Genomic DNA, 17,413 nt, shown 5'->3' with positions numbered 1-17,413 from the left:
ATGGAGAAGGATCTCAAGAAAAATTTGAGTAAAAGTTTTGCAGAACGGGTATTACGAAATAGCAACGTAGATTTATCTGTATTAAAAAAATATAAAAGCTATGCGAAAGTCTTCGCAGAAATTCATAATGGTATAGCTGTGCTGAGTGATCTAACGGCCAACTGGAGTTATACCTATATTGGAGCAATTGCGGAAAAGCTTCATATTCCTTCCAATGAGAAGAAATTGGAAATAAATAGTATTTGGGAAGATTTTCTTCTTGAACGTGTTTATCCCGATGATTTGGTTGTTAAGCATGCATTGGAACTTCAATTTCTCAATTTGGTAAAAAATATGGATGTTGAAGACCGATTCCATTATCAAGCGAACAGTATCCTACGGGTAGAAGGAAAGGAGGGGCAGACTATCCTTATGTCACATCAGATTTTTTACCTAGATACCGGCTGCAAAGAATTTCCACAGTTGGCCTTATGTTGCTATTCCATCATGCCCGAAGCCGAACGTTCAGTCAATGTTAGAAATTATATTTTTAATCAGGTAACGGGCACCGTATATCCGCTGAATGAAGGTGGACTCAAAACCTCGCTTAGTGCGCGAGAGAAAGAGATCTTGAACTGTATCAAAGCTGGAATGATCAGTAAAAGTATTGCTGTAAAATTGAGATTGAGTATAAATACAGTCAATCGTCATCGTCAAAATATTTTGCAAAAGCTTCGTGTTCGGAATTCACATGAGGCTGTCAGTGTTTTTAATAAGCTGTTTCAGGAAGAAAATGAAACGATTTAAAAGTATGTCCGTCTAAAAAAATCTTAGACGGACTGAAACGTTTTTTAGTTCGAGTTATTTTCTTTTAGCCATCTGGTTCGTCGTTGATCCGCCAGATGTTTGATATTAAAAGAATCAAATTTAGCTTGGAATCCGTCGCCGTCAGGTGAAGCAGCCATTACACCAACCATGACCGGATGATTATCCGCCAACCAGGCATTTCTCATCATGATATACTCTTTGTCATCAAATGAGTAAAAGAATTCGACAGCATCTAGCCTACGTATTGCTTTGATCCAGATGAATGGAATTTCTTTCTCGATGGGGATGATGCTCCAATCACTCGTTTTATGTGTAACGACGGTACTCAAATTGTATTTTCCATCTACAAATTCTATTCCTGCTTTTATATAATTTTCATGATCGATGCGTAACATGAGACCTGCCTGATCAAACCGGTTTTTATATTTAGCTGAGATCTTAGCCTTAACTTCAAATTCTCCGCCTCTCAGCGTATAGAAAAAGGGAGCGTCATCTACGGTAAAACCATAGTGGGATATACGCCAGTAGTCACTTTTTGCTGTCACAGACATCGTTAAAGAATTGTCTTTGATGGTCCATTCGGCAGGTTCATTAAACCATGTCATTTTATCTAATTTTTGGGCACAGGCCTGCATGGTTAGCCAGGGAAGAAGTGAGGCTGTTAGTATGGTCTTTATGATTTTCATGTTTTTCTTGTTCTTATTGTTGGAGTAAGCATTTTTTGTTCCGAGCAAAGATATTCAAGAACCTAACCGGTTTTCAATACTGATAAATAACCATGATTTCAATAATTCATCCGATTGTAATTTATTTGCAATTTAATTGCATTTAATGGTTTTGCTACATAGTTGCAATAGTGTAAAAGTATTATCTTCGCTACGTAGACTTTGAATTGCAGAATCGCTTGTTATTTCTGGAGTATATTCAGGTTTCAATAAAAAATAAGAATCTATAACATGGAATTTTGGGAACGTAGCTTTGTTGAGAAGCAAGAAATGTGGGGTACTGAAGCTGCCCAATCTGCTGTTTTTGCAAAGGATTTTTTTTTGGAAAGGAATATAAGTGACATTTTGATTCCAGGCTTTGGCTATGGTCGAAATGGTCGAATCTTTTTAGACAATGGTTTTAAAATTACAGGAATTGAGATCTCAAAAACTGCCATTGAACTTGCCAGAAAATATTTTGAAACAGAGACGATTATCTATCACGGATCAGTCAACGATATGCCTTTCGACACCGGCTGCTATGGCGGAATTTTTTGTTACGTATTAATTCATCTATTGGATGATGATGAACGTGCAGCATTAGTCCGGCATTGTTTTGATCAACTCGCTGAAGGAGGTTACATGATTTTTACAAGTGTTTCTAAACAAGCGAGTATTTACGGAAAGGGGGAGAAGATAGGTGCCGAGCGGTTTGCCATGTTTGGAGGAGTAAATATGTTCTTTTATGATTTTGATTCTATTCATGCCGAATTTGATCAATATGGACTGCTGGAGATCCGGGAAGTCGAGGAGAATTTTCCATTTTATATAATCATTTGTCAAAAGAGAAATAACAACTAAAAAAGCATATATGAAAGACAATAGAAGCTATGAAGTAATTATTATTGGGGGGAGTTATGCAGGGTTATCTGCGGCAATGGCATTGGGACGTTCATTGCGGAGTGTCTTAATTATTGACAGTGGGCTTCCCTGTAATAGACAGACCCCATATTCACACAACTTTATTACTCACGATGGGGAGAAGCCACAGATTATTGCAAAAAAAGCGAAAGAGGAGGTGTTAAATTACCCAAGTGTTAAGTTTCAGAAGGGCATGGCTGTCAGCGGTGAGAAAACAGTGGACGGTTTTGTGATAACAACTGAAAATGGGGAAATCTTTAAAGCAGAGAAACTTATTTTTGCAACTGGAGTGGAAGATATTATGCCAAGTATACAGGGGTTTTCGGCCTGTTGGGGTATTTCAGTCATACATTGTCCTTATTGTCATGGTTATGAATTCAGAAGGGGAAAAACAGCGATTATGGCTAACGGGGAAAGAGCCCTCCATTTAGCGGGATTAGTCAACAATCTCTCGACAGACTTAACGCTATTGACACCTGGTAAAGCTGATTTTGACTCCAAGCAAAGGACTAAGCTCCAGCAACACGATATTGCCCTTATTGAAGGTGAAATTGATAAGATCCAGCATAAGAATGGCTGGGTTCAGCAGCTGCAATTGAAAGATGGCCGTGAGCTTGCATTTGATGCAATCTATGCCGCTATTCCTTTTAGGCAACATTCCGCAATTCCTGCGGCTCTAGGGTGTGAATTGACAGAACAGGGACATATTAAGATAGACAATTTTCAGAAAACAACAATTGCTGGTGTATTTGCCTGTGGAGATAATTCCAGTATGATGCGTTCTGTTTCAAATGCGGTTGCTACCGGAAATTTGGCCGGAGCTATGGTTAATAAAGAACTTGTGGACGAACGTTTTTAGTGGCTAATTGTATGTTGGGCCAAAGGATGTTTAACGGAGTATAGTGCATCAGGAAGTTGGATTTTACAAGAACTTCCTGATGGGTAAACTCCAGCCTTTGATTTTATCTTAATTTGAGGCCCTTCTTAAAAGTAATTCAAATGGGCCATTCCTGAATTTTTTTGTCCAAATCTTACTGAAATAATAGCTACCAATAAAATAAGCCGATGAAAGAAAAAGTATCGTCGCTGGTGATAGGGATCCTGACAGCTTCAGGGCTTGAATAGACTCTTCGGTGTTGACTAAAAAGGAAAATAATATAATGCCCAGTGTTAAGTGGGATATATAATGCGTCAATGTCATTTGGCCAGTCTTTGCCAGACAGTTTACAAATGTATTTGGAATTATAAATCGGTTAATGTACATGAAAGCACTAATAAGCAAGAGGCTGAAACCTGTTGTACTGATTAAAAACGGAAGTACGGGAGGAAGATAATCGGCATTTAGAAAGGTGTAGGCTGCTATCCCAATGGCATCCTGGGGAATACACAGCGCAAGTTGTACCGCCAGATATAATATCAGGCCTATCAGAAACACTTTCTTTTGGATAAAGAATTTGGTCCAGTCCAATTTGCCCAGGTACATACCGATCATAAAATAAGACATCCACGGAAAAACAGAATTCCAGCCATTATATAGTGAGTTTCTGATGAACCCTACTAAAGTCCAATGGTCTACATAGGTCAGCGTATCAAAATTCCATCCAGTTTCATACGGAATTAAAATAAGTAAGAGGTGAAAAACAATACTGAAAAAAATTGCTCCATACATGTAATATTTTTTATCAAGGAAGAGAAAAAAAGAGGCGATAAACATATAAAAGCCATAAAAGTGAAGGATATCTGCTGGCCACCAAGTAGATAGTAATAATCCGAGAACAAATAAGAAACCCGCTTTTTTCTGTATGATAGTTCTTTGCTTAAATTGTTCTTGCTGAGAAGTGTAAATAGATTTCTCCGATGTCAATGTCAGTCCCATACCCGCCAGGATAACAAAGATTGTACTCGAATTGCCACTAAAGAGATTCAGAAACTGACCTAGCCAACTGGTATGCTGTGGATCTCCAAAAACGAGATTAAAATTGACAATATACATACCGAAGATTGCGTAAGCTCTTAGGATATCAAATCCTATAAATCTAATTTTTTCTGCCATGATAGTTGATTTTCAAAATGTATTGCAAATTTTGAAAGATGAACTTATTTGGCATTTGACTTAAGTCAAATAATTAGATTTTTGTGCGGACTCTGCTTAACGTTTCCAGCGAAATTCCCAAGTAAGAAGCGATATAGGTAAGAGGGATATGACGTATGAAATCGGGCTGTTCCAGCAGGAGGAGCTTATACCTATCAATGGCATTTAGGGTATGAAATTCAAATAAACGTTTTTCTAGCCACATGGCATAGTACTCCGTCATTAAAAGATCTAGCTGAATGAGATGGGGATGATTTTCTTTGATATTTCGAAAAGAGTTTTTGTCAATGCAGGAGACTGTGACGTCTGTGATTGCCTGAATAAATTCTAGACTCGGCTGATTCGAAACATAGCTGCTGAATGCGACGGCAAGATCGTGCTTAAAAAGTAGTTCCGTTGTGACTTCTTTTTTATCATTCATATAGTATTTTCTGGTGATACCTTCCTCAATCCAGAAACTGGATTTACAGATTTCTCCCTGGTATAAAAGAAATTCACCTTTTTTATATTTTTTGGTTTTAGAAACGGATTGTAATGCTAGCTCTGTTTCCACATCAAAGTTTTCGATTAAAGCATTAATTTTTTTCAGATGCCTTTTCATCATCAAGAATTTAGTGATTCTGTCTTACATGTGCTGAATCCGTTCCGTCCGGCTAGCTGTTTCTCTTCCCCATTCAGCAATAGATTCTAATAGTGGAATAAGTGTTTTGCCGAAAGCGGTAAGTTCATAATCTACTTTTAATGGCGCTTTGTCCGTATGTACTGTCCGTTTTACCAAACCATCTGCTTCAAGTTCTTTTAATTGTAAGCTCAACGTCCGTTCGGTAATTAATGCACATTCTTTTCTTAATTCATTATAACGTTTTTTTTCAATTAAATGAATCAGGATAACTGCTTTCCATTTTCCGCCTATGTATTTCATTGTCAGGCTTGTACTGCAGGGGTATTGTTTGTTGTCTATCAAATACATCTGTTACTATCAATTTTGACCGTTATTGCAAATATATAACACTATATTTAAGTTTGCAACTATAAAAAATATAGTTAATTAAATATTGTATGTTATGGCTTTTTTAGAAACAGCAAAGCAACGTTACACAACGAAAAAGTATAATTCAGTGGAGATCATTTCTGACGACAAGATTACTGAATTAAAGGAAATAATCCGACTGAGTCCATCTTCTATCAATAGTCAGCCTTGGAAATTTTTCTTTGTTTCTGCGGGGGAGGTGAAGCAGAGGCTTGCTGCAGCATCTTACTGGAATGCACAGAAAATAAATGAGGCTAGTCATTTGGTCGTTTTTAGCGCCCTTACCGATGTCGAACGGTTTGAAACTCAAATTGAAAATACACTTCCTGAGGGATCAATTAATTATTATAAGCAATTTTTACGATCGAAAGGGGAGTTGCACGTTAAATCCTGGATGAAGCAGCAAGTCTACCTTTCTTTGGGATTTTTCCTTGCAGCGTGTGCTGCGAATGGAATTGATGCGACCCCTATGGAAGGAATTGAAAATGAGGTTTATGATGAGATACTGGAACTTGAAGGTTATCAGACACTATTTGCGGTGGCCATTGGTTATCGGGATGCTGATGACACCAATCAACCTTCCATGACAGCGAAATCGCGTTTAAGTATAGAAAATATAATCGAAGCGTTATAGTTCTTAAAAAGATGAAACCGATTAAGGTTTCATCTTTATGATAAACTACTAGTTCAAGTTTATTTTTTTCCCCTGCTCAGGGAAGATATAATTCACTTTTAGCGGATTATTCTTTAATAATTCATTTTTGATAATCTTCGGATTATCACCTGTTGGTTTTCGATGGGTGACAACGATAGTGAGCCCTTCGAGGTTTTTCAGCCCTGTTTTTTCTTTGAGATTTTGAAGTTCCTCTAGCAACAGATTAGGGGTAAGATGTCCAAAAAGTAGATTTTCCGGTTGACTGTTAGGAAAGGATACTTCAATCAATATACTGTTTAATTGTTTCTGCTTAATTAGAGGGGCAATACTTCTCCAAAGCTTGTCCAGCTGATTAGATTTTTCGACCCGATCGGCTCCCGTATCGCCGAGATAAAGTAAATAGTGATTATCATGCTGAACGAGTGCAGCACTGCTTTTATAAGGATTTACGTGGCTAAGTTCATATGCCGTCAAAGACAATGGCGTATTTTGAACCGATGTCGTGATACCCTCTTGTAGGGTTGTGTAGTGATATTTTCCAAGTATGGGTTTTTGCCCTTGATCGCCAAAATTTATCCAGGTATCTGTGATAAAGTAATGGTTTTGTAGAATCTGAAGTACTGGAGCTATGGCGAAGATATTCTTTTTACTGTCAGCAGGTGAGTTGATAATAAGGCCAGATAGATGGTCGAGATGACCATGGGAGATAAAATATCCTTTTATTTGATTACGTAAAACCGTTTCGACCGACCCATTTAGGCTTTTTAGTTGAATGGCTTTTCTTATTCCGGTATTTATGGTCCCTGCATCGAGGGATAGGAAAGTCGTATCGCTTGGAATTCCTACTAAGTAGGCAGACAGATTGTCTTCTTGTTCACCGCCATATATTCCCAAAGGAATGAGGTCAAAATGTTGGGCCTGACAGGCGATGTAAGTAAAAATGGCGAATAGGGAAAGTGCTAGTTTTTTCATCTATTTATACTCTTTAACTAAAAACCCATCCTTTGTTTGAGGATGGGTTCAAATTTACGTTATTTTTTGTTTTATTGGTTGAATCGATAGCGTACACCCAATTGAATTCTCCAGCGTGAGGTTTCATCCACACTATTTGAGAATGTGTTGGTGAGCGGAATCTGATTGGTAGCATCTAAATAAGGGAAGGAGAATGTTGGTTGTCCCTGTGCATTTAATCCTTTGTAATTTAAGATACCATTTGCTTTGAGCTACACCCCAGCTTTTGTTGATCATGTTTCCGAAGTTAAATATATCGAAGGTAATCTGCAATTGATGTTTCTTGCTGCCGGTATTTAAGAATACATCTTGAGCAATACGAATATCTAGGGTTCCAATCATTTTACCTACCAATGCATTACGTTTTGCGTACTGACCTCTGTGCGCATTGAGATAATTGTCTTGATTAATATAGCCGTTTAACTGAGACCATAATTGATCTGAAGACCGGGTGTCTTGTGCATTGTCACCGACCAAGGCAATCTCGTCTTTACTGTTCGGAATATAGATCAAATCATTACCTGACAAGCCATCATTATTTAAGTCACCGCCGTAGGTGTAGGAATAACGTGGACCATCCTGTAGTTGATAAAATAGAGAGAATGTTGTTCCCAAATGATCTAGGTATTCTTTACGGTAAGAGAAATTGGCAATGAATCTATTTTTAACCAAATAAGTAGAATAGGAGAGATCAGCACTATTTGGATTACCAGATACATAACGATCACGCCACATCGACTGCGCAATGGATCCGCCATCGTTGACCGATCTAGAGTCCGTATAGGTATAACCTACATTGGCAAAAAATCCACCTTTGAATTCTTTCGATAAGGTTTATAAGAATAAAATTCATTAATTGGAAAGAAGCATTTTTTAGAGGTGTTTTCTATTTACAAAGGTGTTTTTATTTTTTTATGTGTAAAATAAATTTATTTAAATTTAATATTTTTTTAATATTAGTCTCTTCGTTTTTCGTGTGATTATTATTTATTTTGAGATATAATCTTAAATATTTAAATTATGAAAAATTTTAATGTTTACTGTAAGTTGATGTTTGTTTTAACTTTATTTGGATGCATTAGTTGTAAAAAAGAAAAGTCGAATACGCAAATTGTTTCGACGAATGACAAAGCTAAAGCTGGTCCAATTTCAGCTTACGATTTCGATTGGGAAGCAGGTACCTATGTGCCTTATAAGCCAAGCAGTGGCACGAATCCCTTACCGTTACCCTGGAATTCTGGTACTACAGCGATTGACCCCAATTTGGTTGGTGATTATAAGAAAGCTGATGGATGGAAGCTTGTTTATAATACTTTCTCTCCATCTACAGTGCTAAATGATGCAAATTATACATACTTTTTTTCATTGTATAATGTATATAGAGGACTTTTAAGATTCTACGTGTGGCAACCAGCTAGTGCGATTGCAACCTCTCATGTTGTTCATGGATTGGGGATTTATGGAGCAGGAGCAACTTCTCCAATGTTGAACTTTAATACACAAGAGAAAATTGATCCGACATATAATCTTCCGAAGTTTCAACAAGTTTTAAATCAACAAATTTCATCCGCTGGAGGTACTTGGCTAGTGTTTCAATATGAGATGGCCTATGATCCAACAATAAGTCAGCAAGCAAAATCTTTCCCAGGATACGGTCTACAATTTACTTCCCAATGGAGCAATGTAACAGGTGTTACCATTAACGGAACGCAGACTGGTACTGTTAAGTCTATTCCTGGAACACCAAGCGGAGGAATTAACTTCGGGTCTTTATTAATAGGTGGTGTTACAACATTTACTGGAGGGATTAATTTTGTTGAGGCTTTTGACGGGCTTATTGGAAGTCGTCCATATACTAATGCAATTAACAATGCTGCTTCTGGGGTCGTTAAAGGATTTTTGAATGCTATTCTAGGTGGATCTAATGGAGGAACTTCATTAAACTTGACTCTAAATACAGATATTAAATTAGACGGTACCATGGTCAACAATGGAACTATCCAAGATCTGAAATTAAAATTGCCAGGACAATATAATAGTCAAACTGGTGATGGTGCCTCTCCGAAATATAATCAAGTGCTCGGAGTGTTTAATGTAAATAGTAAGCCTACGGTTCGAATCAACCAAAACTTTGTAACAATAGAATCAGAGGATCCAAGAAGTGGAAGTATGGGCATGGAAACGTATTCTGATGCAAAAGTTTGGTTTGATTCAGATGCTGTTAATATAACTTGGAATCCTGCAATAATTAATTCTACTTCAACAGGGGCTACGATCAAAAACATCAATACTGACTTATTAGTACATAGTGATCAATTTTATACGAATGTATTTGGTATAGGACAAGGTGGAGTTGAAGAAGTTGGAAAACAGCGGTATATAGTTTATCGTAACCCTTCTGCGAGCAATCCAGCTAAATTTAGTTATTGGGCCGACGTTATGAGCGGATTAGGTAAAGCGGGATATCCACCGCCTATATATGTCCGAGTTTCATTTGATGTGGTGCCAAATGATGGGGGGGCTAAAGCCACTTTAGTAAAAACATTTTTACCATCTCAGGGCTTGTAGATATAAAAAAGTTAGTTATACTGTTATATTCTCTATTCAGATTTCATGTGCAAACCCAGAAATATTTTATTGATTTTTTTAGGTACTCTAGTAGCGACATCATCAAAATCGCAAATATTTTTGGGTTTAAGCTCAGGATATTCTAGAAATTATATGATTAATAATTTTAATAAATATTTTATAAAGAAGGTTGCACCAGGAGACGGTCTTGTGTATAGCATTGATGCTGAAATGTATTTGAAAGAAAAAATTTCCATTTCATTATCTTTGATGTATATTCAAAAAAAATACTCTTTAGTTAGGAGGGAACCTTATAACGAATATGCGACTAAATTTAGTAATAATTATTTTCAATTACCTTTAAAAATGCAATTTGATATTCCGTTGGGAAACAAATATTATTTTTTATTATCTGGAGGAGCATATATTGGGTATTGGATAAATGGTTATGTCACGGGTATTGTCCCTGATATTTTTAGTATAGACGTATCAGAAAATGAAGATCAGATTGAATACTATCGTTTAGTGAATTATCAGGACAAATATCAGTTTAATATGATGAAAGACAGGAGGTCCGAATTTGGAATGGTACTTGGTACTGGTATTGGATTTTTTGTATGTAGAAATATGAGGATAGGATTAGGTGTTGAATATTTGGGTTCCCTGACAGGACAAGAAACAGGAACCTTATTAAATCAAAAAAGAAAAGTCAATAAGACATTAGTAACTTCTTTCGGTGTAAAATGTTTTATAAATAATAAATGAAAATTTTTAACTGTTTTTTATTTTTAATAGGCTTAATTGGATGCAAAACTTCCGAATATAATGATAATCTTAATGTAGTAAAACAACCAAGAAATTTTGACGAAATTTTTGAAGCTTTTTGGTGTGGAACGCGGACACATTATATCTATTGGGATATTGATACAACAAATTGGAATATGGTTTATAATAAATATAAACCACTATTTCGAAATCTAAATATAAACCACGCAGATGATAGGTCTCTATCTGCAGATTATTTTAGAGAAATAACTAAAGGGTTGATAGATTCCCATTTCCAAATTGTGTTCGAAGATAGTATTCTTGGAGGAGCAATTATATTTCCTGCTTCAGATAGAAAGGCAAAGGCAAGCGACTTTAGATCGCCATTTGACTATTCAACATTAGATAAAAAGTATTTTGATGCAGACTATTTACATGGTATAGACGAATTAACAAAAATCAATAACCAATCACAAGAGGTTGTATTAGCAACTATTGATAAAAGCATTATATATTTTCACTGTAATCAATTTTCATTAGAAAGATCCTTTTACTCAAACTCAGAAGGAAATGTAAAACTTATTTTAGATAAGTTCTTCGAAAGAATCTATCGGAATCAATATAAGGGGCTGATTATTGACTTACGATACAATTTTGGGGGAGATTTGGCTGATTTAAATTTTTTTTTAAATTATTTTGTTCAGTCTGAAATGACTATTGGTTTTAGCAAATATAAAAGGAGTAATGAGATGCTGGATTATAGCCCTTGGATTAAAGCTGTCTTATCTCCCGGAAAAAAAGAAAAACGTAAATTAATTCCAATCGTTATACTAGCAGATAGATTTACAGTTTCTACCGCAGAATTAATAATGATGTCTCTGCGTCTTTTGCCTAATGTAAAGATAATTGGTGAGACCAGCTGGGGCGCGACTGGACCTATTGGTGCAACTAATCTGTTTCAAGCAGGAACATTTAAAGTGCCTGGCTATTTAACTGTTTATACTTCTTCGGCAGCGTTCAAATATATTGATGGACGCATATTCGAAGGTGTGGGGTTTCCTCCCGATGTGTCAATCCCTTTTAGTCTTGAAAAAATTACAGACAATATCGATATACAATTAGAGTATGCTATTTCCGTTTTAGATAGATAATCTAGTTTAAAAATGTAATGTTTTTAGATCTAGGTTTAATTAAACCTATTTTTTGCTTCTTGCTATTGAGTTTCTATATAGACTAATCGAAGCAATTAAAATATCTTCAATCGCATTTATCGGGAGGTCTTCATGTGGATGAATAGGTAATGTTTTCATTCGAAGACGTTGCCCTGCTTCCAGCTGAACCTGGTCCAAATATTTTCCTTCAACCATCAGCAGGTAGGGAAAAGTGGTTCGTTTGTCTGTCCAGAGGTAACAGAATACTTTCGTTCGATAGCAAAAACAGGGCATGCCATATTTCATGGTTTCACTCACATCTGGATCCTGCTGAAGGATGATATGTCTTAATGCCAAAAGACAGCTTTTATTGGGTTCTTTCTGGTTCAGATAGAAATCTTGGATTTCCTGCATATCAATTAGCTGTTATATGATTTTTTTGTCTTTTTTGAGGGAATTATTTCTAAGGAACTCATTCGTGTTAATAAAGATACGTACTTATCGCTTTTTTATAGCAGATGTTTACAGTTTTCTTTGTTGTTTAGTATATTCAAATTGTTTAGAGGGAACGAATTACATCTTGGTTTATGACTGTTAATTTTAAAAATATAGACTATTTGAAGACTGGAAATGAAGTTCAGAGAAAAACTTATCGATTACTGCATGATTATCAAATTGTTGATTGCCTTAAAGATTATGATCCCATCGTAGTTGGAACGATTCCGATCCAGATCGATGTTGCTGGAAGTGACGTTGACATCATCCTATATGTACAAGATTATGATGTTCTTGAAAGAATGCTGTGCTTTAATTTTTCGCGGCATGCGCATTTTCAGCTGCAGCGGGCTGAAAGCAATGTGATTCTATGCAGTTTCTCGATTGAAGAGCGGCTTTTTGAAATCTATGCGACCGACAAAGCGACTGAAAATCAGAATGGATATTTACATATGCTTAAAGAATATGAAATTATACAACTAAGAGATGAAGAATTTGCTGAGCAGGTCAGAGGGTTGAAGAGAAGCGGGATAAAAACTGAACCGGCATTTTGCAGGTTATTGGGAATTGAGGGCGATCCGTATACGGAACTTCTCCTGTATAATCATATAGATAATTCGATGAGCTATGACTGATTTTAATTTATAAGAGCATGAATCCATTAATCCAACAATTTAAAAAATATGGTTATCTCAATGAAGTGATAGCAGAGGAAGTCGAAAAAAGAACACGTTATTTTTTTAAGAAAAAGGGCGAGCATTTTTTGAGGGAGGGACAGCATCTATCAAGCTATTTTGTTTTGAGTACGGGATTGATCCGTGCCTATTTCTTAAAAAATGGACGCGAAATGAACAGTTGGTTTGGTGAGGAAAATCAGATTTTTGGATCAATCCTGCCTGTATATACGGAAAAACCCTCCTTTGAAAATATCCAGTTTCTGGAAGACTCGGAGATCTATGCAATTTCTGTAGACGATTTGAATGAATTGTATAGAATTTATCCTGAGCTAAATCTGATAGGACGAAAAATTGCTGAAGAGGTTTGCATTGTTCTCGAAGAACGGATTATGTCATTGCATACTGAATCAGCGGCGGAGCGTTATCAGTCTCTCATACGCCTGCAACCCAATTTAATAAATCGAATTAATCTTGGTCACATTGCATCTTATTTAGGTATTACACAAGAAACACTTAGCCGTATAAGGCGATAAGCATACGATTTTGATATAAGTCAAAAAAAGCCTTTCGAATAGCGATTATCTTTGTTTTAGAAATTTAAACTATTGAAAATGAATTGGATTGCATTGATTGTCGCTGGCATTTTTGAAATTGGATGGCCACTCGGTTTAAAAATGGCTCAACAGCCAGACTCAAATAAATTTGGTTGGATCATATTGGCTATTGTCTCCATGAGTATTAGTGGTGGACTATTGTTTTATGCACAAAAAGCGATTCCTATCGGCACAGCTTATGCCGTATGGACAGGCTTGGGAGCCGTCGGAACATTACTGGTTGGAATCTTTTTTTTCGGAGATTCAGCCAATGTGTTTAGACTTCTTTCGGCAACATTGATTGTTGCAGGAATTGTCGGCTTAAAAATATTTTAAAATCATTGGACTTGATATTTATATTATGATCGACAGAAAAACAACAATCTAAGTTCAATTTGCATAAGTTAATTATTTGTGAAAATCTAAAATCTCTTTTTTTAGCCAAAACTCCTTATAAAAGAGTAGGTTGGGATGATTTTTGCTGGATGATTAAATTATGAGGCAAGAACTAGCGGAAAAAATAGAATTGTATAGTAAAAGGTACGGCTTATTTATGCGGCCGGAGTATATTAGCTTTGCTCGTGATACAACAAGATTATTGCTTCGCAACGAATGTCTCCGCGAAGGTAATATAAAAGCCTACCAAGACTATATTGCTTCGCATTATCCCGAAGATCTTCCTTGGGAAATGAAACAATACCAGGAAGCAACAAAAGCTTTGGAGCGGATGAGCAAAGAGATGGCAATTGCTTGGGTGAGTACGCATCAAATCAATATTTTTGAATCTGACATTTTTATTGATGACGAAGATTCAATTCTCCGTCCCATTCAATCGAAAGATGAAGATATGTTTCGTTATAATTTTAATGCGTTGGAAGAACTTATCTACAATCATCAAAGGCCGGAGGAATTATTTCGACGGGATAGAGATTGTTTTTGGATAGACACAAGGATCGAATGGAGATAGTTTACATCCCATCGATGTATTGTTCCCCACGATTTATCTTTTGGAAAAACAGATAAGTCGTGGGGAATTTTTATTATTTGGATTCTAAAACAAAAATTTCATTTTCTTGTCCTAAAAGCACTGTAGGAAACTTTTTGTTGAAGTCAATCGAAATATCTCCATTGCCTTTTTCGCCGTCTCCGTTGGAATCCCAATCTAATGCGACATAGTATTTTATGGGTTCGGCATTGCTGACTTTAGGCCAGATCAGTTTACGGTGATTTTTAGGTAAGTCAAGTTTGAGATCAAAGGGTATTTGTCTGGCTGTAAAATTCTTTTCCAGAACTACTGTAGCGGGAACATCTGCTATTTGGGCCGAAACCGCATAAACGCGAATCTTTCCGGATGGATTTTTAATAGCAATGGTATTTGCCGATTGGATTTTTACAGACAATCCGTCAGATTTTGCATTCATTTTTTCCTTATTTAATGTTGTCGAGCAACTGCTGGCTGCGACTGCGGCAGCAAGTAATGGTATCGTAAGTTTTAACATAATGATTTTTATCTGTATTTTAAAAGCTGTTATTTAATTGTCGATGATCTATAGCTTGAAAGATATACCCACATTTGCGATGCCCAGGTAACCGAATCCAAATTCACCATAAATACCTACTTTATTGCCATAACGAATAGCGATAGGGGTAAATTGATAGGATAGGGCACCGAAGTTCTCTTTATTTTCTTTTTGTCTATTATTATATCTTGCGTAACCCAATCCCCCTTTTCCATACAGGTTAAGTTTGGTTTTATTCAGATAGCTATATTGCATGTTTACAAGTCCCCCATAGACGCTCCATTTTGAATCCCCGAGATCATCTTTGTAAGAAACGGTATTTTTGCCATAAAATCCATCAACACCTACAGACAGCCTTTTGTTTAAATTTAGTGAATACCCCATGGTAAATGTGCCAGTGCCACTGGAATGTTCCACTTCTCTTCCAAGTAGCCCCATAAAAATTCCGTCGCCGAGCATTGTACCGATTTCCTGGACGGGAACAAGTCCATAACCCACTCGAATTTCAGATTTTCTCGGCATGTTTTCTTGACCGTAACCTTTCAGCGATAGCAGGCCGGCAAGTAAGATGAATATAATTTTCTTCATTAATATTGTTGCGGCATGATTTTATTTGACTCTTTTTATCTAACGTTTTTGAAATTTAATTCGCTACAATTTATTTTATATAGTATTTTATTTTATTTTTTGATGATATTTTGATTTTAAATTCTTTTATATGTATGGGTGAACTTTTATGTTTTTTTTACGTGTTGACTTTCTTACAATTGAGTTATCTTCAATAATGTGTGAACGAGATCATTGGGGATCCCACGTTTTGGAAGTAGATATAAGCTTGTTAACTCTTAGCGCAATAGGGGACGGGGGGAGGGGTAAGAGTTGAGACCTGAAAAAATGAAGAAAATATGATAGGAGAGTCGTTTTGGAAGGACGGGAACAAGGTCAGTATTAAAAAAGTCCTTAGCACACGCTAAGGACTTTTTTAACTATAATGGTTTTATTTTTAGATTTCTAAACGAGACACCTCTTGACCAATCCTGCAGCGCTAGTTTTCCGCTAACATGCTGACCAAACTCCGGATAGTCTTTGAAATTACTATGTTTTACTAAATCTTTCCATTTATTTGAATTAAAATCCATTTCAGCGGTGATTTTACCATTGAGGTAAAACGTAACTTTTCCATCCTTCTGAATGATACTTGATTCATTCCAATCGTCTTGCGCCTTCACATTGACAAAGTTTTGCTGCGGTAGAAATGTATAAAGACAGCCCGAACGCTTTAAGGGCTTATCGAAATCAGGATGGGAATCGGCTAACAATTGGTATTCAGGTCCTGAATGGTAGGTCGCATCAATAGTCGGTTTTTCCTGTACATTGACAAAAACACCGCTATTCCCCTCTTTTTCAAGCTTCCATTCAAATTTGAACTCGTAATTTTTGTAATCTTTGTCCGATACTAAATCATATTTCTGGCTTTCGTTGTTTGGATCGCAATAAATAGTTCCATTTTTAACAACCCAGGCTGTCGGTGCATTTTTACTATTGTTGTAGGTATGCCAATTATTGAGCGTTGAGCCATCGAATAAAAGTTGCCAGCCGTTACTTTGCTCCTCTTCCGTCAATGTATTGGGGCTGCTTTTTTCATTTTGACAGGAGAGTAAAACACAGCCCATACAGACTGAGAAGATAATTTTTTTGAAAAGGTTTAAGTTTATCATTGTTTAATTTTGTATAAGTGTCTCTTAGGGTATCCCTAAAATAATTTTTAATGTGAACTTTTGGCGACAATTTTACGCTTCTTTGCAAATTTGTTACACAAAGCTCCTCATTGTGGCCCTTCTCAGGCTTCCATATTTTCATTTCCATTCCCGAATCTTTCCATAAACTTTCGCCTGGGTTATTCCGAATACTCATTCTCATTTTGATAAAAGAACCTTATCAAAATGATAGGGTTAGCCAATTTTGTTTTACTGTTAATATTTTTATTAAGCTGATTAGTAGTGTTATATGTTGTTTTTTAACATAGTGGAACAGGGTTTGGCCTATTGGGACAAATGACAATAAATATGGAAACAGCACGAAAAAGAAAAGTATGTGGTAAGAGCCCTCCAAAGGCGCGATCGTCACAGCTACTAGTATCTAATGGAAATTTAAAAAAAGAAATCGCGAATCGCTAATAAAATTTAACAATGGTAATGACAATCATACTCCTCATAACTGGAATTTTTTGTTTCTGGTTATTCTATAAAATGGTGGATTTTTTTGAGAAAATATAAAAAAGATAACATGAAAGAGAAGCAAGAAAATAAGGGCACAGGTTCCCCTCACAATATATTGGGAGACCGCATAGCGAAGGTCATATTAGTGGTGTTGATTATCGCGATGATTTTTCAGCTCTATGTCGGTTAGATTTTGAAGTATAGT

General features: G+C 36.3%; 22 protein-coding genes. 12 read left to right on the top strand and 10 right to left on the bottom strand.

Features of this window, described 5'->3' with window-relative positions; genetic code table 11:
* On the top strand, positions 1 to 786 hold the full coding sequence (locus tag AB1Z56_RS10870) for a response regulator transcription factor (protein ID WP_309363728.1): 786 nt from the start codon (positions 1 to 3) through the stop codon (positions 784 to 786).
* Positions 787 to 830: 44 nt separating this feature from the next.
* Here the strand turns inward: AB1Z56_RS10870 and AB1Z56_RS10865 are convergent, their stop codons facing one another.
* Positions 831 to 1,493: a DUF1349 domain-containing protein gene (locus tag AB1Z56_RS10865; protein WP_309363730.1), complete on the bottom strand. Its 663-nt coding sequence runs from the start codon at positions 1,491 to 1,493 to the stop codon at positions 831 to 833.
* A 270-nt stretch (positions 1,494 to 1,763) separates the two neighbouring features.
* Here AB1Z56_RS10865 and AB1Z56_RS10860 point away from each other — a divergent pair, with 270 nt between their 5' ends.
* On the top strand, positions 1,764 to 2,372 hold the full coding sequence (locus tag AB1Z56_RS10860) for a class I SAM-dependent methyltransferase (protein WP_426792037.1): 609 nt from the start codon (positions 1,764 to 1,766) through the stop codon (positions 2,370 to 2,372).
* A gap of 10 nt (positions 2,373 to 2,382) precedes the next feature.
* Entirely contained in the window at positions 2,383 to 3,291 is a 909-nt protein-coding gene (locus AB1Z56_RS10855; protein WP_426792036.1) for an NAD(P)/FAD-dependent oxidoreductase, read from the top strand.
* A 108-nt stretch (positions 3,292 to 3,399) separates the two neighbouring features.
* Here AB1Z56_RS10855 and AB1Z56_RS10850 read toward each other — a convergent pair whose 3' ends face one another.
* The 3 genes from AB1Z56_RS10850 to AB1Z56_RS10840 all read right to left on the bottom strand — a co-directional run bounded on the left by AB1Z56_RS10850 (position 3,400) and on the right by AB1Z56_RS10840 (position 5,446).
* On the bottom strand, positions 3,400 to 4,485 hold the full coding sequence (locus AB1Z56_RS10850; RefSeq protein ID WP_426792035.1) for a DUF418 domain-containing protein: 1,086 nt from the start codon (positions 4,483 to 4,485) through the stop codon (positions 3,400 to 3,402).
* Positions 4,486 to 4,558: 73 nt separating this feature from the next.
* Entirely contained in the window at positions 4,559 to 5,128 is a 570-nt protein-coding gene (locus AB1Z56_RS10845) for a Crp/Fnr family transcriptional regulator (RefSeq protein WP_309363737.1), read from the bottom strand.
* Positions 5,129 to 5,149: 21 nt separating this feature from the next.
* Entirely contained in the window at positions 5,150 to 5,446 is a 297-nt protein-coding gene (locus AB1Z56_RS10840) for a winged helix-turn-helix transcriptional regulator (protein ID WP_343557894.1), read from the bottom strand.
* 142 nt (positions 5,447 to 5,588) lie between these two features.
* On the opposite strand from AB1Z56_RS10840, the gene AB1Z56_RS10835 reads away from it, so the two are divergent.
* Positions 5,589 to 6,188, top strand: coding sequence for a nitroreductase family protein (locus tag AB1Z56_RS10835; RefSeq protein ID WP_309363739.1), 600 nt, complete (start codon positions 5,589 to 5,591; stop codon positions 6,186 to 6,188).
* A gap of 48 nt (positions 6,189 to 6,236) precedes the next feature.
* Here the strand turns inward: AB1Z56_RS10835 and AB1Z56_RS10830 are convergent, their stop codons facing one another.
* Both AB1Z56_RS10830 and AB1Z56_RS10825 read right to left on the bottom strand, forming a co-directional pair.
* Complete coding sequence (locus AB1Z56_RS10830) at positions 6,237 to 7,181, bottom strand: MBL fold metallo-hydrolase (RefSeq protein ID WP_426792034.1); 945 nt, start codon at positions 7,179 to 7,181, stop codon at positions 6,237 to 6,239.
* A gap of 132 nt (positions 7,182 to 7,313) precedes the next feature.
* Complete coding sequence (locus AB1Z56_RS10825; RefSeq protein ID WP_426792033.1) at positions 7,314 to 7,955, bottom strand: hypothetical protein; 642 nt, start codon at positions 7,953 to 7,955, stop codon at positions 7,314 to 7,316.
* A 285-nt stretch (positions 7,956 to 8,240) separates the two neighbouring features.
* Here AB1Z56_RS10825 and AB1Z56_RS10820 point away from each other — a divergent pair, with 285 nt between their 5' ends.
* Genes AB1Z56_RS10820 through AB1Z56_RS10810 form a run of 3 tightly spaced genes read left to right on the top strand, consistent with a single transcriptional unit; the run spans position 8,241 to position 11,704 of the window.
* Positions 8,241 to 9,788, top strand: coding sequence for a hypothetical protein (locus AB1Z56_RS10820; RefSeq protein WP_426792032.1), 1,548 nt, complete (start codon positions 8,241 to 8,243; stop codon positions 9,786 to 9,788).
* Between the two features lie 45 nt (positions 9,789 to 9,833).
* A complete protein-coding gene (locus AB1Z56_RS10815; protein ID WP_426792031.1) occupies positions 9,834 to 10,553 on the top strand; it encodes an outer membrane beta-barrel protein in 720 nt (239 codons plus the stop codon).
* Positions 10,550 to 11,704: a S41 family peptidase gene (locus tag AB1Z56_RS10810; protein ID WP_426792030.1), complete on the top strand. Its 1,155-nt coding sequence runs from the start codon at positions 10,550 to 10,552 to the stop codon at positions 11,702 to 11,704. The genes AB1Z56_RS10815 and AB1Z56_RS10810 overlap by 4 nt, the downstream gene beginning before the upstream one ends.
* A 45-nt stretch (positions 11,705 to 11,749) precedes the next feature.
* On the opposite strand, the gene AB1Z56_RS10805 is transcribed toward AB1Z56_RS10810, so the two are convergent.
* Positions 11,750 to 12,118 carry a DUF1801 domain-containing protein gene (locus tag AB1Z56_RS10805; protein WP_426792029.1) on the bottom strand — a complete coding sequence of 123 codons (369 nt, stop codon included), beginning with the start codon at positions 12,116 to 12,118 and terminating at the stop codon, positions 11,750 to 11,752.
* A 173-nt stretch (positions 12,119 to 12,291) separates the two neighbouring features.
* On the opposite strand from AB1Z56_RS10805, the gene AB1Z56_RS10800 reads away from it, so the two are divergent.
* The 4 genes from AB1Z56_RS10800 to AB1Z56_RS10785 all read left to right on the top strand — a co-directional run bounded on the left by AB1Z56_RS10800 (position 12,292) and on the right by AB1Z56_RS10785 (position 14,436).
* Positions 12,292 to 12,834, top strand: coding sequence for a DUF4269 domain-containing protein (locus AB1Z56_RS10800; protein ID WP_426792028.1), 543 nt, complete (start codon positions 12,292 to 12,294; stop codon positions 12,832 to 12,834).
* Between the two features lie 17 nt (positions 12,835 to 12,851).
* Positions 12,852 to 13,409 (top strand): Crp/Fnr family transcriptional regulator, encoded by a 558-nt coding sequence (locus AB1Z56_RS10795; protein ID WP_309363750.1) that lies wholly within the window; start codon positions 12,852 to 12,854, stop codon positions 13,407 to 13,409.
* Positions 13,410 to 13,487: 78 nt separating this feature from the next.
* Positions 13,488 to 13,805, top strand: a complete 318-nt coding sequence (locus tag AB1Z56_RS10790; RefSeq protein WP_313264995.1) for a DMT family transporter — start codon at positions 13,488 to 13,490, stop codon at positions 13,803 to 13,805.
* A 160-nt stretch (positions 13,806 to 13,965) separates the two neighbouring features.
* Positions 13,966 to 14,436 (top strand): hypothetical protein, encoded by a 471-nt coding sequence (locus tag AB1Z56_RS10785; RefSeq protein WP_309363754.1) that lies wholly within the window; start codon positions 13,966 to 13,968, stop codon positions 14,434 to 14,436.
* A 73-nt stretch (positions 14,437 to 14,509) separates the two neighbouring features.
* On the opposite strand, the gene AB1Z56_RS10780 is transcribed toward AB1Z56_RS10785, so the two are convergent.
* The 3 genes from AB1Z56_RS10780 to AB1Z56_RS10770 all read right to left on the bottom strand — a co-directional run bounded on the left by AB1Z56_RS10780 (position 14,510) and on the right by AB1Z56_RS10770 (position 16,707).
* Positions 14,510 to 14,968: a hypothetical protein gene (locus AB1Z56_RS10780; protein ID WP_313264998.1), complete on the bottom strand. Its 459-nt coding sequence runs from the start codon at positions 14,966 to 14,968 to the stop codon at positions 14,510 to 14,512.
* Positions 14,969 to 15,016: 48 nt separating this feature from the next.
* Positions 15,017 to 15,577, bottom strand: coding sequence for a hypothetical protein (locus AB1Z56_RS10775; protein ID WP_426792027.1), 561 nt, complete (start codon positions 15,575 to 15,577; stop codon positions 15,017 to 15,019).
* 398 nt (positions 15,578 to 15,975) lie between these two features.
* Positions 15,976 to 16,707 carry a 3-keto-disaccharide hydrolase gene (locus AB1Z56_RS10770; RefSeq protein ID WP_426792026.1) on the bottom strand — a complete coding sequence of 244 codons (732 nt, stop codon included), beginning with the start codon at positions 16,705 to 16,707 and terminating at the stop codon, positions 15,976 to 15,978.
* Positions 16,708 to 17,275: 568 nt separating this feature from the next.
* Between AB1Z56_RS10770 and AB1Z56_RS10765 the strand changes: the two genes are divergently transcribed.
* Entirely contained in the window at positions 17,276 to 17,398 is a 123-nt protein-coding gene (locus AB1Z56_RS10765) for a hypothetical protein (RefSeq protein ID WP_426792025.1), read from the top strand.
* Positions 17,399 to 17,413: the final 15 nt, after the last annotated feature.

Origin of the sequence: Sphingobacterium sp. WOUb80, assembly GCF_050058145.1 — a bacterium.
Lineage (GTDB): Bacteria > Bacteroidota > Bacteroidia > Sphingobacteriales > Sphingobacteriaceae > Sphingobacterium.
The sequence above is the reverse complement of the archived record's forward strand: the minus strand, read 5'-3'. Positions and strand labels throughout refer to the sequence as shown.